Annotated in this window: 12 protein-coding genes and 1 pseudogene; 2 read left to right on the forward strand and 11 right to left on the reverse strand. The window is 44.4% G+C overall.

The window, feature by feature from the left end; genetic code table 11:
• Positions 1-70: 70 nt before the first annotated feature.
• From VTAP4600_RS04050 to VTAP4600_RS04065, 4 genes are all read right to left on the reverse strand, one after another.
• Positions 71-1,165: a TRAP transporter substrate-binding protein gene (locus tag VTAP4600_RS04050; RefSeq protein ID WP_102521624.1), complete on the reverse strand. Its 1,095-nt coding sequence runs from the start codon at positions 1,163-1,165 to the stop codon at positions 71-73.
• A gap of 406 nt (positions 1,166-1,571) precedes the next feature.
• A complete protein-coding gene (locus tag VTAP4600_RS04055) occupies positions 1,572-2,504 on the reverse strand; it encodes a class I SAM-dependent methyltransferase (protein WP_102523893.1) in 933 nt (310 codons plus the stop codon).
• Positions 2,505-2,512: 8 nt separating this feature from the next.
• Positions 2,513-3,205, reverse strand: a complete 693-nt coding sequence (locus VTAP4600_RS04060) for a TIGR01621 family pseudouridine synthase (protein WP_102521625.1) — start codon at positions 3,203-3,205, stop codon at positions 2,513-2,515.
• A gap of 152 nt (positions 3,206-3,357) precedes the next feature.
• Complete coding sequence (locus VTAP4600_RS04065; protein WP_102521626.1) at positions 3,358-4,692, reverse strand: sodium-dependent transporter; 1,335 nt, start codon at positions 4,690-4,692, stop codon at positions 3,358-3,360.
• A gap of 379 nt (positions 4,693-5,071) precedes the next feature.
• Here VTAP4600_RS04065 and cls point away from each other — a divergent pair, with 379 nt between their 5' ends.
• Both cls and VTAP4600_RS04075 read left to right on the forward strand, forming a co-directional pair.
• Entirely contained in the window at positions 5,072-6,526 is a 1,455-nt protein-coding gene (gene cls, locus VTAP4600_RS04070) for a cardiolipin synthase (RefSeq protein WP_102521627.1), read from the forward strand.
• 114 nt (positions 6,527-6,640) lie between these two features.
• Complete coding sequence (locus tag VTAP4600_RS04075) at positions 6,641-7,843, forward strand: cystathionine beta-lyase (protein WP_102521628.1); 1,203 nt, start codon at positions 6,641-6,643, stop codon at positions 7,841-7,843.
• Positions 7,844-7,959: 116 nt separating this feature from the next.
• On the opposite strand, the gene ltrA is transcribed toward VTAP4600_RS04075, so the two are convergent.
• The 7 genes and pseudogenes from ltrA to pspB all read right to left on the reverse strand — a co-directional run bounded on the left by ltrA (position 7,960) and on the right by pspB (position 16,686).
• Positions 7,960-9,243 carry a group II intron reverse transcriptase/maturase gene (gene ltrA / locus VTAP4600_RS04080; protein WP_102521018.1) on the reverse strand — a complete coding sequence of 428 codons (1,284 nt, stop codon included), beginning with the start codon at positions 9,241-9,243 and terminating at the stop codon, positions 7,960-7,962.
• Between the two features lie 833 nt (positions 9,244-10,076).
• Positions 10,077-10,652, reverse strand: coding sequence for a DNA-3-methyladenine glycosylase I (locus VTAP4600_RS04085; protein WP_102521629.1), 576 nt, complete (start codon positions 10,650-10,652; stop codon positions 10,077-10,079).
• Positions 10,653-10,656: 4 nt separating this feature from the next.
• Positions 10,657-13,766 (reverse strand): annotated as a pseudogene (locus VTAP4600_RS04090) (efflux RND transporter permease subunit).
• Positions 13,763-14,848 carry an efflux RND transporter periplasmic adaptor subunit gene (locus tag VTAP4600_RS04095; RefSeq protein ID WP_415239674.1) on the reverse strand — a complete coding sequence of 362 codons (1,086 nt, stop codon included), beginning with the start codon at positions 14,846-14,848 and terminating at the stop codon, positions 13,763-13,765. Before VTAP4600_RS04095 ends, VTAP4600_RS04090 begins: the two are co-directional and overlap by 4 nt.
• Positions 14,845-15,879, reverse strand: coding sequence for an efflux RND transporter periplasmic adaptor subunit (locus VTAP4600_RS04100; RefSeq protein ID WP_102523894.1), 1,035 nt, complete (start codon positions 15,877-15,879; stop codon positions 14,845-14,847). Before VTAP4600_RS04100 ends, VTAP4600_RS04095 begins: the two co-directional genes overlap by 4 nt.
• Before the next feature lie 193 nt (positions 15,880-16,072).
• On the reverse strand, positions 16,073-16,459 hold the full coding sequence (pspC, locus tag VTAP4600_RS04105; RefSeq protein WP_102521630.1) for an envelope stress response membrane protein PspC: 387 nt from the start codon (positions 16,457-16,459) through the stop codon (positions 16,073-16,075).
• Positions 16,456-16,686, reverse strand: coding sequence for an envelope stress response membrane protein PspB (gene pspB / locus VTAP4600_RS04110; RefSeq protein ID WP_102521631.1), 231 nt, complete (start codon positions 16,684-16,686; stop codon positions 16,456-16,458). Before pspB ends, pspC begins: the two co-directional genes overlap by 4 nt.
• Between the last annotated feature and the right edge of the window lie 18 nt (positions 16,687-16,704).

The raw sequence follows: 16,704 nt of genomic DNA on the forward strand, positions 1-16,704 counted from the left end.
TATGGCTAATAATACTAATATGCCAGCTCATGCTTACGCATTGTTGCTGGCATTATTATTGGTCAGTTCGTTATTTCGCTTGGCTGTTTAGATAAGCTCTATGAGAAATATCCGTCCACGAACGTACTTGTTGTAAGTAATCCGCTTGAGATTTTTGGATCTCTTTTGCTAAGTCGTCTTTTTCAGCATGCTTGGTAAGTAAACGATCGTTCGCTTCTTTTAATGCTGACATAACAGACGGTGGGAAGTTTTTCACTTGCACGTCAGGGTATTCCGTTTTCATTGAAACCCAGTTTTTACCACTTTCGTGGGTCGCTTGTGTGTACATATCGTAAGCTGCGGTACGCATTGCTACACGTAAGATTTCACGTAAATCTTCTGGCAATTTGTTCCACGTACGCTTGTTCACAAGAAACTGAAGCTCTGAACCCGGCTCATGCCAACCTGTGTAGTAGTAAGGCGCGATTTTATGGAATCCCATACGCAAATCTAGCGATGGACCTACCCACTCTAGTGCGTCAATCGTGCGTCGCTCTAGTGACGTGTATAGCTCGCCCGGTGCAATGTTGGTTGGTTTCGCGCCGAGCTCCGCTAGGATCTCGCCAGCAAAACCAGGGATACGCATTTTCAACCCTTTAAGGTCTTCTACGCTGTTGATTTCTTTTTGAAACCAGCCGCCCATTTGGATGTCTGTATTACCGCCAGGAAAGGATAAAAGATTGTGAGGCGAGTAAACTTGATCCATCAATTCCATACCACCACCGTGGTAGAACCACGCGTATTGCTCTGCTGGCGTCATACCAAAGGGCATTGAGGTAAAGTAAAGGGTGTTAGGCACTTTACCTTTCCAATAGTACGAACCTGAATGGCCCATATCATATTGACCAGACTTTACCATGTCGAAAACACCCAATGGCGCTTTATGCTTGTTCGCTGAATCAATACGAATTTTCAAACGACCATTCGACATTTTTTCAGCCATTGCAGCCATGTTTTTAGTGGCATCACCAAAAACAGGGAAGTTTGGTCCCCATGTTTCGGCCAACTTCAAACGATATACTTTATCCGCGGCTTGAGCATTTAAGGAAAGCATCGCAATGCTTGTTGTCGCAACAACCAGTACTGTTTTCAGCACTCGTTTTACTGATTGGTTAATCAAGTTCATGTTTCCATCCTTGCTAGATTCGATTCACTTACGTTATTGCAATCAATTTTGCATAACGCAGTGACCCAACCTTGGAACAGAAGCACTAAAAATAAAATCAGCGAGACCACGCAGAAAAGCACTAGGCTTGTGACGCATCCCTTATTATAACTACGTATAAATACGTACAAATCCGTTAATGAAAAAAGTATTCAATTGAAAAATAACAATAATTAGCAACGACCAAATAGGTACTTTAAAAAATTCACCTACGTAGTTGCCGCATCCAATTATTAAAATTAAATTAAACATATGTGACATGCGTGATTCATATTCCGACAAATATGAAATAAAGCGCATAATAAAAAAGCCTCCAAATACATCGTATTTGGAGGCTTAAAATAGACACGGCCTATTTATCGTAAAATTAGCTAAAAACAAGCGCCTTTAATGACGAGTTTGGATCGCTATCTTTAAACTCGAGCGGGTTATCAAGACGATATTGGAAGGTCAGCGCTGGGGCTTCTTCTTTCATCGAATCAATCAGGAAATCCGGTGTCACGCTTGGTGCATTTACACAAGCCAACACCTCACCACCTTGCTCTAATAGATCGGGTAATCGACGGAGGATTTTTTGGTAGTCCTTAGTCAATGCAAAACTGCCTTTTTGGAAAGATGGCGGATCGATAATGATCAAATCGTACGGTCCATATTTTTTAATCTTGCCCCAAGATTTAAAAATATCATGCCCTAGAAACGCAACTTGATTGGTATTGTGGCCATTTAAACGATGATTCTCTCGACCGCGACTTAACGCCCCTTTTGCCATATCAACATTAACAACTTGATCAGCGCCCCCCGCTACGGCAGCAACAGAAAAACCACATGTGTAAGAGAACAGGTTCAGAACTTTCTTTTGCTTTGAACGCTCACCCACCCACTCACGGCCTAAACGCATGTCTAGAAACAGGCCAAAGTTCTGGTTTTTACCTAGCTCAAGTTGGTATTTCAAACCCAGCTCTTCAACGACTGGTTTTAGCTCTGGCACACCAAAAACAGTTTCAAATGGCGAACCTTCAAGGTAACGGTGTTGTACCAAAATAGCGCGACCCATTTTAGCGCTCCAAGCCGTGCTTTCTGTTAGAGCCAATAAACCGTTATTAAGCTCCACTAAAAAATCGTCGCCAGCAGGCTTAAATATATGCACAACCAACTGACCTTGTAGCCAATCGATCGTCATTTGTTCTAAGCCTTCATAACATTGACCACGACCGTGAAATAATCGACGTAATTCATTAGGTGCTTGTTCTAGTGCTTCTTCTAGAAGCGGCCAAAGTTGGGATAACGCGTCTTTATTCATCATTTCACTCATTTAATTGCAGGCCATGCGAGTTGCCAAGGAGTTTGCCATTCTAACAACGCTTGTTTAACAGCTTCACTTGACCATTTCTGACCAAGGTTTGAAATTTCGGCCGGGTTACATACATATTCGAATGTTTCGCCATGATATTCAAATCGTAAGGCATAAGCATGCAAGTAACCCCGGTCTGCTTTATTACCCGCATTGTAGATATCATCACCAACAATGGCAGAGCCTACAGACTTTAACGCTACGCGTATCTGGTGTGTTTTTCCAGTATGGGGTTTACAGAGAAATACGCGCTCGCCATTTTCCCCTGCTACAGAAAAAAACTGTGTCACTGCTGGGTTAACTTTGGTCGTCAGTAGCTTCCAACTTGCGCGTCGAGAACGTTCCATGTCGCCACTTACCAAGCCCTGCTTCTTCTTAGGCTTCTTAGCACCCAGAGTGAGATAGAATTTACTGATTTTTCTTTCTGAAAATAGCGCTGATAAGTCGCGAGCAGCGTTGCTATGTCGGCCTAAAATCAGCATGCCTGATGTCATCTTATCTAAACGATGTACCAAGTATAACTTTGCATCACCGGTGTGCTTCGCCACTTCGATCAATAAAGACGTGTCGCCATCGTCCTTGTGAACACTAACACCAGGGTGTTTATTGATGATGTAAAAATCAGGATGGGTAAACAAGATATCGAACATAAATTACCAATGCGGGTTTGTCGGTTAACAGCAAGATGTGCAGGCGCTAGAGTATAGCCAGATCATGCAATTATTCCAGCCTTTTGATCCCTGATAGAACCAACAAAGCCCTAACTAATTAGGGCTTTGTTGGTGTACAAAATACTTAAATGTTACGCAAAGAAAACCAATAGCATCATCAGTGGGCAAACCACACGAACGTAAGTTGGCCAAATTTTCCAGAACCAGCTATTTTCAATTTCAGGGTTACCCTGTTTAAGCTCTTCCAAAACTTGGTTTCTATGCCATACCCAACCAACCAGTAGCGCATATAACATGCCTAAAATTGGCTGTGCATAAACCGTTGTTATTTCGATGACTAAACCAAACAGTGCGCCAAAATTGAAAACGATCAACCCTGAAACTACGGTAATTATCGCGCCGATCCATAACACAGCGATATTTCGTTTCTGCTTTAACTCTTCAATCGCACAGGCGACTGGCACTTCAAGCATAGAAATAGAAGAAGTGAGCGCCGCAATCATCATTAATGCAAAAAATAACATGCTCGCCAAAATACCAAGGCCGCCCATGGTATCGAACATGGCTGGAAGCACAGCGAATACTAACGTATCTGAACTTAGCAACTCTCCGGCGGCAGAAAAAATTTCGACCCCGTTATGTTTTGCAACAAACATTGCTGGCAATACTAATAGTCCTGCACCAAAAGCAATACCGGTATCAACCAGCGCAACTTGAATGGCCGTTTTCGGAATATTGGTATCCTTTTGCAGATAAGAACCGTACACCATCATGGTGCCGACGCCTAGCGACAACGAGAAGAACGCTTGCCCCATTGCACTGACGAGAAGATCCGCATCAAAATGAGAAAAATCAGGTACAAGATACATTTTTAGGCCTTCAATCGCACCCTCTTGAAATAGGATGTATGTGATCATCAAACCAAATAGCAATAACAAAGCTGGCATCAAACGAGTAGACCAGCGTTCAATACCATTGGCAACACCGGCTCGTACAACGTACATGGTCAGAGCCATAAACAGAACCATCAGCAACAGGTTACGCTCAAGACCAAAACTGGTTATCCACGTAGCGGCACTATTGAGCCCGATCATGTCAAAGGCGCTGCCTGCAAACTCGCCAATCAGCCAGCCCGCGATAATGGCGTAAAAGCTTAGAATTAATGACACCGTCACCATCGCGGTAACGCCCAATAACACCGCTCCTAACTTCCCATTCGGCCAGATCGCTTTAAGAGACTGGATTGGGTTAGATTGACCGTATCGACCAATCGTCAATTCAGCAATAAGCATTGGGCAAGCTAAAATGAACACCATAACTAGGTAGGTGAGAAGGAATACTGCGCCGCCATTGCTTGCTGCTTGAGTTGGGAACCCCCAAATATTTCCTAGACCAACCGCAGAACCTGCCGCTGCCATAATGAAGCCCAGTTTAGAAGAGAACTGACCTCGAGAACTAGTTGCCATAAATCTTTACCGTTTTGTGTTGACCAATACCAGTGTAAATAAAAATTTACACTGGCGGAATTCTGTGTTTATTTACAAGGATGGTAAGTAGAACAGTTTAAGATTAAAATTAAAAGAGGAGATGGCATATTTAATCGCCACAAAGCTATTCATTCGAATCAAACGCTGAAATTTCAATCAAAACCCCTCTTTTTGTCTACATTCAAATCACATTTCAGCCACACAAACCAATCACCTTTAACATGCCCCTTAACTCTTTCATCCATCGACCAAGCAAATAAAGCCAATATGACACCAACGGTAATACTTTCTCGATATTTGTTTATTAATTTTGGTGGTAGTATTGAGGTGAATATTCACTAAGTTACTTACTGAAATAATGGATAAATTCTACCAATTAGTTGCATTAATCGGCCTGATTCTCTACTGGGTGTTAGTTGCTGGTGTCACCATTCGTGTCGTAATGAAACGCCGCCCAGTCAGCGTGTCTTTAGCCTGGTTAATGATCATCTATATCATTCCTGTCGCTGGGGTATTTTGTTATTTCCTATTTGGCGAACTGAACCTCGGCAGAAAACGCGCCGAGCGAGCAAAACAAATGTTCAGTCCATACGAGTTTTGGTTTAATCAGTTGCATGATTGCCAAGCCCATCATCCCGAGTTATTGAATGACCAGATGACACAAATTCACGATTTGTGCTCCAACAGAACGGGAATCCCGGCATTAAGTGGTAACACGCTCTCACTACAGACATCACCCGACGACATTCTTCACTCCATCATTGAAGACATTGAACAAGCCTGTATCAGTATTCGGGTCGAGTTCTATATCTGGCACCCTGGAGGGTTAGCAGATTCAGTCGCGAGTGCGTTGATCCGAGCGGCAAAGCGCGGCGTAACAGTGCAAGTACTACTGGACTCTGCTGGTAGCCATCGCTTTTTCAAAAGCCATTGGAGCCAGATGCTACGTGATGCGGGGGTCGACGTTGTTCAGGCATTAGCCGTGTCTCCGTTTAGGGTATTCCTGCGTCGTCTTGACCTGAGACAACACAGAAAAATAATCGTTATTGATGACGAGATTGGCTACACCGGGTCAATGAACTTGGTCGACCCCGCTCATTTCAAACAAAATGCAGGGGTCGGACAGTGGATCGATGTCATGGTACGCGTAACAGGGCCAACCGTTAATGTGCTATCGGCTATCCATGCTTGGGATTGGGAAGTAGAAACCGGTGAACGTATATTGCCAATGTATCCAACCTGCCCTGTCGACAAAAGTTCAGGTCTACATCCTGTACAAGTTGTCCCTTCAGGCCCCGGTATGCCAGAGAACTTGATTCAACAGGTCCTTACGCTTGCTATTAATCAGGCCAAAGAATCTGTCCGTATTACTACTCCTTATTTCGTCCCAAGCGAAGATCTGCTCAATACCTTAAAAATGACGGCACAGCGTGGAGTTAAAGTAGAACTGATCATCCCTCATCGCAATGACTCGATTATGGTGAAGTGGGCCTCTAAAGCTTTCTACACAGAGCTATTGAACGCGGGAATTGAGATCTATGAGTTCAGCGGTGGTTTACTGCATACGAAATCAGTCGTTATTGACCAACAATACTGTTTGATAGGTACAGTTAACTTGGATATGCGAAGCCTTTGGCTCAATTTCGAAGTGACTCTTGCGGTTGATGATACGGCGTTCACACAAGAATTGTATTGGTTACAACAGTCCTATATAGAAAGCGCACATAAGATCGAATCCGCCACATGGTCTGAGCGTGGTCTGATCCACCGATTTTTTGAGCGCGCGTATTTCTTATTCAGCCCATTGCTTTAAATTATTGAATTATCGCTTGCGTTCCTGTCTCGCAAACGGTTTTATATTAACTCAGTGATAGCAGCTTAAGCCGCTCTTTTAACCACATTAAGATATTTAGAACAAGGAAAGTCGATGAGCGAAAAAAAGCAAACTAAACTGGTCACTGCGGGCCGCAATAAGAAATGGACTCATGGTGTGGTTAACCCACCAGTACAGCGAGCTTCTACCGTTGTCTTTGACACCGTTGCCGAAAAAAATAAAGCCGCTCAAGAACGTCAAAGCTCGACGTTATTTTATGGCCGTCGCGGTACTCAAACCCACTTTGCTTTCCAAGATGCCATGGTGCAAGTTGAGGGCGGTGCTGGTTGTGCATTATACCCTTGTGGTACAGCAGCGATTGCAAATGCCATTCTGTCGTTCGTATCAACTGGAGACCATATTTTGATGGTCGACACCTGTTATGAACCAACCCGAGATTACTGCAACACCATTTTGAAGAAAATGGGCGTAGAAACCACGTACTACGATCCAATGATTGGCGACGGTATCTCCGACCTAATCAAGCCGAACACCACGGTACTGTTCACTGAATCTCCTGGCTCTATCACCATGGAAGTGCAAGACATCCCAACTCTTGCGCGTATTGCTCACCAACATGATATTGTCGTGATGCTCGATAATACTTGGGCTGCCGGTGTCTTGTTTTCTCCGTTTGAATTTGGTGTCGATATCTCCATTCAAGCCGCAACTAAGTACATCGTTGGTCATTCCGATGTCATGCTGGGGACTGCGGTTGCCAATGAAAAACACTGGCCCCAACTGCGTGAACAAAGCTATCTGATGGGGCAATGTGTCTCTCCTGATGACGCTTACTTAGGTCTACGTGGCTTAAGAACGCTAGATGTTCGCTTGAAACAACACCAAGAAAATAGTGTAAAAATTGCAAACTGGTTGGCGACTCGTCCTGAAGTCGATCACGTTCGTCACCCAGCACTTGAGAGTTGCCCTGGCCATGACGTTTACCAACGCGATTTTAGTGGGTGTAATGGCCTATTTTCGTTCGTATTAAAAACCAGCTACCCACGAGCAACCACTGCATTACTCGATGGTATGGAACACTTCAGCATGGGGTATTCTTGGGGCGGTTACGAGAGCTTAATCTTAGCTAACGAACCTAAAAGCTTTAACGCCCTTAGAACCGTTGCCAACCCAAACTTTGAAGGCACACTCATAAGAGTGCATATTGGACTTGAAGACACCGACGATCTCATCGCCGATTTAGAAGCTGGGCTCAACAGATACACTGAATTAGTAGAAGAACACGCCAACAAATAGGTCGTTGTAAATACATAGACAGTTGTAAACAAAAGACAGTCGTAAACATCGAGTAGGGTGAGGCGTCTCCGCCTCATCCCTCTCACAGAACCGTACGTACGGACCTCGTATACGGCTCATGCACATTTCCATTCAGCATAATGGCTGAACACATATCCTGTCCTAACGTGTTCAAGATTCACTAATCCAAGGTCGTTAAACCATTGATTTGGCATCGAGTAACTGGCTAATGGACTCGCAGCATTTCTCCAACTATCCATACAGATATACCTGAATGACCCTTCGTAACCTAGCTGTCTTAGCCTGCGGTGGAGTCGGGTCGGTTTTTTCCATAATCGTAATTGGACGCTGCGAAGTCTTCGCCTTAACCACGCGGCCAGTTTCTTAAACTCCCTGTTGGCATTCGCTATTCGAAAGTACTGGCTGAACCCTCTCAGAAGTGGATTCAGTTGTTTAATGACTTCTAACAATGGCTTACCGCCATTGCGTCTTGTCACTCGCTTCAACTTTCCTTTGAACGTCGACATTTTCTTTGGCTGAATACGGCTATAATGGCTACCGATTTCTATTCCAAGGAATTTCACACCTTCGCCGCTGTGCGCTATGTGTGATTTGGTTTCGTTCACCGTTAACTTGAGCTGTTTTTCCAGGACCTTCGTTGCCTGTACTTGCGCATTTTCTGCACCTTTACGGCTGCGACAGAAGATCAGTATGTCGTCGGCATAACGGACTATTCGATGTCCTCGCTTTCGCATCTCTTGATCAAACGCATCCAGATAGATGTTCGCTATCAGTGGGCTTATTACTCCACCTTGCGGACTACCTATCTCGGTATGCTGCCACTCTCCATCAACCATTACGCCACTTTTCAGGAACTGTTTGATGAGCTCCAGTACGCTACTGTCTGTGACTCGTTTCTTAATGCTTTTTAGAATAAGCTCATGATCGAGCTTATCGAAGCACTTCGATAAGTCCATATCTACGACGTGTTGCATTCCGTATCGACGGATGAACATCGTCGCTTTGTTTATAGCATCGTGACAACTTCGATTCGGTCTATACCCAAAGCTGGATGGGTGAAACTGCTCTTCGAAGATTGGGGTTAATAGATCATTTAGAGCTTGTTGGACAACTCTATCCCGTACTGTTGGGATCCCAAGTAATCGCACCCCACCATCATCTTTCGGTATTTCTACCCGTCTGACGGGTTGAGGGGTGTATCGCTTGGTTTTGAGTTCCAGAAGAAGTTGATCTAGGTTATCACTCAGATTTTGGGCGTAGTCGCTTAGGCTCTGCCTATCTATTCCGGCCGCGCCTTTCGCTTTCCACACTTTTTTAAATCCTTTATAGAGTCGCTCTTTGTGGAGCAAGTGACCATATAAACTGTAGTAAACTCTCAACTTTTTCCTTTAGATTGTGTGCCGTGTGGGGACAAATGCTCTCTCACAGTGTTGGTGTATTTCACTCCACTCTCTAGCCTTCTAGCTCAATGGCAATTTACTAGAGTGAGTCAGAGTTACTCCCTTGTACGGTTTCTCGCTTCAGTGCTTTGCTTTCACAAAGACCGAGACGGAATACCTCGATAGCTAATCAACTTGTATACCACTGAAAAAAAACATCTGCTCATCACAGACTTAAAATGTACTTCATCCCTTCGCAACACCAGATTGCTTTTGGCAAAATGTTGTCCCATCAGACGTGTTACTGATGGTCAGCTCAGTTTTATCCTCCACACCATTACTGGGCTTCACCGGCCGAGCTTTACTCACTACTACGGATTCATCTGCCACCTCGCACCAACATAGATCTTGGCTCTCGCCTTGAGTTTATGCTTCCGACGTTTGCTCGGATGTGATGTCAGGCTTCCCCAGTTACTGCACTGGCTCCCTGTTAACAATGCCACCCTCAAGCACAATCTAGGTCTGATTGAGTATCGGGCTTCACGCTATTTTGCACGCTTACCCACCTAAATTGCCGAATCAGGTTCACTTTCGTTGTGTACTGTTAACTTCCTATCGCTTCCTTCAAACCCTGCCGTTGGCCAGCAACGCCCTTGCGATTCGGATTATCTTCCCCTCAATCAGGGTGATTTAGGCTTCTTTCAGCCTAATGGGTTTGCCAGCTTCGCTGGGCAAACAAAAAGAAGCGAGCTCAAGGCTCGCTTTTTTTATGTCGTTAGTCAGTTATGCCGATTTCACTCAAACCACTCATTGTCTCACTTCTTAGAGCCTCCCTACTTGCCAAATTCTTCTATTTTTCGAGCCGGGCAGCCTACAAGGTGATCATTCACCATGCCTGTGGCTTGCATGAAAGCGTAACAAATGGTTTCACCGACAAACTTAAAGCCTTTTTTCTTCAAAAACACACTCATTGCTTTTGAACGCTCGGTGGATGCGGGCACTTCGCTCATGTCTTGCCAATGATTCACAATTGGCTCACCATCAACAAATTGCCACAGTGCTTTAGAGAAGGAACCATACTCTTTCTGAAGTTCCTGAGCCGCTCTCGCGTTGCCAAATACAGACGCAATTTTTCCTTTGTGCTTCACGACATCAAAATGCTCAATTATAAATGGAACGCGCTCATCATCGTATAGAGCCAACTTATCGATATCGTATTCTTCGAACGCCTGTCGATATCCTTCACGCTTTTTGAGAATGGTCAGCCAACTTAACCCGGCTTGAGCACCTTCTAGAGTGATAAATTCAAATAGATCTTTATCTTCATACACGGGTACTCCCCACTCTGTATCATGATAAACACGATCCAAAGGGTGAGTCACCGCCCATGCACAAGTTTGGTCAGTCATATTGTTAGTCAACCAGTTTGATTCGATGGAAGATACGATACAACACCGGCACAACAATTAACGTTAGAACAGTTGCAAAACCCAACCCAACCCAAACATAATCGTTACCGCCATTGGCTTAAAGAAAATATCAGGTAACAGCGGTACTAAGCCAAGTATCGTTGTTATTGCAGCCATACAAACCGGACGAACCCGACTTAGTGAAGCATCAACAACAGCTAAATAGGGTTCCTTACCGGTCTTCATTTCGATTTCAATTTGATCAAGTAACACAATGCCATTTTTAAGTAACATACCAGATAAACTCAAGAAGCCGAGTAACGCCATAAAACCAAACGGCGTATCAAACATCAGTAACCCTGTTGTCACACCAATGACCGCTAATGGCACGGTTAACCAAACAATGAGTGGCTCTTTTACTGAATTGAACAGGAACACGGTGATTAAGAACATGAACAGATAGCCAAGTGGCATCGTCTTAAACAGGGATGCTTGCGCATCATTGGATGACTCATATTCACCACCCCATTCAATAAAGTAGCCCGGGGGTAACTCAATTTGATCTATGGTTGACATCAAACGCTGTTGCAACGTGGCGGCGGTTTCCTCACCGAATGTATCCGGGTCTGCCATTACGGTGAGAATACGTTTCCGATCTTTACGTGCAATGATTGGATCTTCCCAACGTAAGTCGTAACCAAGCATAACTTGTTGTAGTGGCACGTATTCGCTTAAAGCAGGACTCCAAATTTTCATGCCTTCCATGCTGCGTACATCAACGCGTTCTTCATCAGGTAAGCGCGCAACAATTGGCATTAATGTTGTACCATCTCGATATACACCAATCGATTTACCAGAAAAAGACATACTCAGCATCTGATCAACATCGGCTTTGGTTATGCCATAACGCCTAGCTTGGCTTTCATTAAATTCTGGCTCCAGTACTTTCGTTCTTTCACGCCAATCATGACGAATATTAAATGCACCAGGATCGGCTCGCATAATATCAACGACTTGACCTGCAATGGTTCGCAATACCGTCGGATCCGAGCCAATGACTCTCGCTTCTATCTTGGCTCCGCCACCAGGCCCCAGTTCAACACGCTTAAGTTTATAATCTATTTGAGGAAAGTTACTTTCAAGGTGGTCACGGAACTCTTTCATGAGTGAATCAAGCTGGTCAAAACTCTTCACGCGAGTAACAATTTCTCCGTAAGACGCAAAGGACTGACCGGGAGCGTAAGTTAACATAAAGCGTTGTAGGCCTTTACCTGCGGTGGTCGTGATATGAGCAACTTCTTCTTTCTGCTCTAGCCAATCTGCCAGTACTTTAAGCTGAGTATTGGTTGCTCGAATGTCTGTCCCTTCCGGCATCCAAACGTCCACCATGAACATCGGGGTCGTAGAAGAGGGAAAGAAAGATTGTTTAAGTTGAGTAAAACCATATAAAGAGACGACTAATGCAACCACCAAGACAATGACCGTCATCCATGCCCGTTTCATACAAAATTCTAAGAAGTTTTTATAAACAACAAACACCATGCCTTTATAGGGGTCTTGATCTTCGCCTTGTGCCTCACCTTTGGTCTCTTTGAAAAATAAATCAGCAAAAAATGGCGTCAAAGAAATCGCGGTAAACCAACTTAACATCAGAGAAATCAATAAAACGGTAAACAAGGTTCCACAGTATTCACCCGTTGCATCGTCTGAAAGCCCAATAGGAGCAAAAGCAGTAACTGCGATTACGGTTGCACCGAGTAAGGGCCATTTGGTCTGCGTGACAATATCTCCGGCGGCTTGCAACCTCGTTCGACCTTTCTGTGTCCCTATCAATATTCCTTCGACCACCACAATGGCATTATCAACCAGCATACCAAGTGCGATAACCAATGCTCCTAGTGAAATTCGTTGAAGGTCGATGGCCAAATACTGCATGAAAATAAAGGTACCAAGCACGGTAACTAACAAGATAAGGCCAATTAGAATACCCGACCTAACCCCCATAAAGAACAATAGCACCACGATAACAATCGCGACGGCTTGCCCTAAACTCACCACAAAGCCTTTTACTGATTTGTCCACTTCCTTTGGCTGGCTGTATATTTCGGCAATCTCAATACCGACCGGTTGCTGGAATTTTAACTCAGCCAAACGTCGGTCGAATTGCTGTCCTATTTTTACAACGTTAACGCCTTGGCTAAACGACACCCCAATATTAACGGCGAGCGCACCATTAAAGTTCACAATATTGCTCGGTACTTCTATGTACCCTCGTTTCACCTCTGCGACGTCTCTAAGGTAAATAAGTCCTTTAGAGCCGCTTTCAGTCAGTATTAAGTCTCCCAGTTTATCGACATCGTCAAATTCACCCGTTGGTTGAATCCGTATATATTCTTCACCTATTTTTATTGCTCCCGCATCAGACACGACGTTCTGAGTTGCCAACAAGTTATAGATTGAATTAGGGGAGATTCCTAATGTATTCATCCGCTTCATCGAGATTTCGATGAACACTTGCTCTTGCTGCTGACCCGACACATTCACTTTACCAATACCGTCGATTAACTCGAGTTCTCGTCGTAAATAGTCCACATAGTCGAGCAGTTCTTTATAAGAATAACTGTCGCCAGTGACCGCCAGTAATATTCCGTAAACATCACCAAAGTCATCGATAACTTGTGGTGCATTCACACCGGGAGGTAACTGTGGTTGAATATCGTTAACCTTTCGGCGAAGTTCGTCCCATATCTGCGGCAGGTCGTCGGGCCCATAATTGTTTTTCATCGTTACGGTGATTTGAGATAAGCCCCGCGTGGAAACCGACTTTATTTCGTCAACGTAAGTGAGTTGACCAATGGCTTTTTCAAGCGGGTAACTGACTTCTTCTTCCACTTGAAGAGGAGTAGCTCCCGGGTAGGTTGTTACGACCATGGCGTCTTTGATGGTGAATGCAGGATCTTCTAAACGCCCTAACCCAAAGAAGGCAGACGTACCGCCAATCATAAAAATCAGCGCTAACATCCAACTAATGACGCGATTCTTAATAAAATAGGCGGCAATTCCTGTTTCTTCCTGTGCTTGTGTTTTGCTTAGCTGCGACTGTTGATCACTCATAGTGAAGCCTCCTGCTCTATTAACTCTACGCTCATCCCATCACGCAACCTTGCTACGCCTGCAATTATGACTTGTTGACCCGCTGTTAGTCCTTCTAATACTTGAACTTGGTCAATAGACACTTTCCCTGTTTTTATTTGAGTTTTCGTCACCGTTTGATCTTCATTGAGCACCCAAACATATTTGTTGCTCCGATCTAAAGTGTCACCATCTTGATTAAATATGGCCTCAAGTGGCACCGTGATGCCTCTATTGAAACTGATCGCCGCTTTATTGTTTTTTGCTGCCACTTCAACCGCTGAACCATCTAGAATGGGGCTCTCTTCAGGCATCGGCATCACTAACGTTAAGTTATAGGTGGCTGTTTCTGGGTCTGGTTCTGTTGTGAATTCTTTAATATGAGCACTATATTCCAGCCCCTTACTCACCCGAACGTTAACGGCGACCTTAGAAAAATCCATGTCCTTCGGCTGACTAACAAATATACGGTCTGGCACTTGAACCACGACTTCGACCACATCAATCCGGTGAACATTGACCACCGGTTGCCCGACTTGTACGTTTTCAAATTGATCAACCGCAACCCGAGAAATAATGCCATCAATAGGCGACTTCAACTGGGTATAAGACAAGCGTAGTTTCACCAAGTCCAATTCCGCTTTGGCCATTGCACGTTGCGCCGCCAACTCGTCAAATTGAGATTGCGCCAAATAGCCTTGCTTAACCAATTTAGCGGATCGCTTATATTGGCTGTCAGCAACATTATATTTGGCCTGCGAGTTCTCTACTTTCAATCGATAATCAGTGGTGTCTAACTCTGCAATGACATCCCCTTTACTAACGCGAGTTCCTTCTTTAACAACCAACTTACTGACTTCTCCGGGAACTCTGAAACTAAGCATGGATCGGTCGGCGGCTCTAGCAATAGCGGGATAGTACAAACCGCTTTCGTTGCCATCTTCTCCTACCGTTAACGCTTTAACATTTGGGGTATACTCTCGGGGTTCAATCACCACTTGGCCACACGCCGACAGTAAGAAGGCCAATGAAGAACTGATCAACACGTACTTATTCATCCTCATAGCCCTCTCTCCTTAACCCACTCTCGAATAACCATTCCGTCCTCTAAGGGGTAACCACCCGCGACAACAATTCGATCCCCATCGCTTAGCCCATCAAGAACGTGATTCGCTTCATCCAGTTTTACCGCTGTTTTTTCAACAACGTTGTCGCCATTAAGCCGCCATACCCACGTTTGACTGCCCTCTCCTTCGACTGCTCCAGCGGGTAAACGTGAGGCATTAGCCTGTAGAATTTCAAGTTCGACACTACCCGACATTCCGGGTAACAAACCGACGTCTTGAGGCCTTTCCATCACCATGGTCACTTTATAACTATTGGTTTTGGCATCAGCTTCAGTGTCTATTTCTTGAAATTCGATCGGAAATTTTTGATTCGGAAAGGTATCAAACAGCATTTCAGCCCGAACGACCTCGTTTTCACCAAACCGACGTAGCAAATATTCGGGCAATAAAAACACCACCTTCAATACACTGCTCGTCTGAATATTCATTACACCTTGTTGCGCCGCGACGAATTCATGGTTTTCAATATTGATGAGAGATATGTTGCCGTCGTAAGGCGCTTTTAGAGTGGTGTAATCCACGTTGGCTTGCGCTTGGTCGAGGTTAGATTGTGCTGACTTGTGGTTAGCGACGGCTTTATCAAAATCTTGCTCTGACACCACTTTGTCTTTACGCAATTGCTTGTAGCGCTTGTATTGAACATCCGCGAGTAAAAACTGAGCTTTGGCTTGCTTCATTAACTGCACGTATTCATCGGGATTCAGTTGAGCCAGCACGTCGCCTTTTTGCACATATTTTCCAGCAACAACGGGTAAAGACATCAACTGGCCTTGTACTCTAAAAGCAAGCGCAGCTTTGTCTCCGGCTTCGGCAATTGCGGGGAATTCACGTACCGTATTGGTATCATTCAATGAAACGGTAAACACCTTAGCAGGCCGTGATTTTGGTTCTGGTACGGGGGGAAGTTCTTTTTCACAACCCAAAAGCACAAGGGCTAGTAAAGGTAATAAACAGCCTTTAAATCTCATATTCACATCGTCCATGCATGATCACTATTACTCAACATAGTAGAGTTCAAATAAGCACGCCACTAATTGGCTGAATAAAAGGCATTAATTTTCATGGACTTGAAGGAAGAACTGATGATTATCTAAAGGTGAGCTCAAAATAGAAAGAGTTGGCGGGTGCCAACTCTTTTTTAGAAATCCTGTTAGTCCACCGTTAGAGTCGACTGAATTCTCGGTTTACCTTGAACGTTTCAGAGGTAACGTAAGCTTCCATTTTTTGAATGCTCGCTTCTAATTCGACGAATTCTTTCTCCAAATTTTCAACAACTTGGCTAGGCGAACCACCTGACTGCCAAGGCTTGCTTTTCAGTTTATGATCGTAATGTTGGGCCTCTGGCTGTGCTTGATATGGCTGCTTTTCCAACATCAATGCCAGTGCAACATAAGCCACTACAACAAAGAAGCCTGCCCCTAACAATCCGGCCGTCACAGCAATAATTCGAACAAGCCAAGTTTCTACACCAAAATAGTTAGCAACGCCGGCACAAACCCCGGCTAGCTTACCGTTTACTGGGTCACGATAGAGCGATTTCCCACTCATAGCTTTTGCCTCCAATTTGGTGATTCTTCATCAAGAATTCTCTCCAAAGTTTGCACTCGTTGCTGCATATTTTCTGCTTTGCGAGTTAACCCTTGGAGCTTCTCAAAATCTTCTTCTGATAGTCCTTGGCCACTTTTACGTTTGCTTCGATAATGCAAAGCCAGCCAAAGTGGCGCAACGAAAATCAAAAATACAACCAGTGGTGCTGTTAAAAACGCGGCAGACATATGAAGGCTCCTTGTAAT

The organism is Vibrio tapetis subsp. tapetis, assembly GCF_900233005.1.
GTDB lineage: Bacteria > Pseudomonadota > Gammaproteobacteria > Enterobacterales > Vibrionaceae > Vibrio > Vibrio tapetis.

Excerpts from the sequence above, each read along its gene's own strand:
- VTAP4600_RS04050 (WP_102521624.1), bottom strand. The coding sequence starts at position 1,165 with ATGAACTTGATTAACCAATCAGTAAAACGAGTGCTGAAAACAGTACTG.
- VTAP4600_RS04055 (WP_102523893.1), bottom strand. The coding sequence starts at position 2,504 with ATGAATAAAGACGCGTTATCCCAACTTTGGCCGCTTCTAGAAGAAGCA.
- VTAP4600_RS04060 (WP_102521625.1), bottom strand. The coding sequence starts at position 3,205 with ATGTTCGATATCTTGTTTACCCATCCTGATTTTTACATCATCAATAAA.
- VTAP4600_RS04065 (WP_102521626.1), bottom strand. The coding sequence starts at position 4,692 with ATGGCAACTAGTTCTCGAGGTCAGTTCTCTTCTAAACTGGGCTTCATT.
- cls (WP_102521627.1), top strand. The coding sequence starts at position 5,072 with ATGGATAAATTCTACCAATTAGTTGCATTAATCGGCCTGATTCTCTAC.
- VTAP4600_RS04075 (WP_102521628.1), top strand. The coding sequence starts at position 6,641 with ATGAGCGAAAAAAAGCAAACTAAACTGGTCACTGCGGGCCGCAATAAG.
- VTAP4600_RS04085 (WP_102521629.1), bottom strand. The coding sequence starts at position 10,652 with ATGACTGACCAAACTTGTGCATGGGCGGTGACTCACCCTTTGGATCGT.
- VTAP4600_RS04095 (WP_415239674.1), bottom strand. The coding sequence starts at position 14,848 with ATGAGGATGAATAAGTACGTGTTGATCAGTTCTTCATTGGCCTTCTTA.
- VTAP4600_RS04100 (WP_102523894.1), bottom strand. The coding sequence starts at position 15,879 with ATGAGATTTAAAGGCTGTTTATTACCTTTACTAGCCCTTGTGCTTTTG.
- pspC (WP_102521630.1), bottom strand. The coding sequence starts at position 16,459 with ATGAGTGGGAAATCGCTCTATCGTGACCCAGTAAACGGTAAGCTAGCC.
- pspB (WP_102521631.1), bottom strand. The coding sequence starts at position 16,686 with ATGTCTGCCGCGTTTTTAACAGCACCACTGGTTGTATTTTTGATTTTC.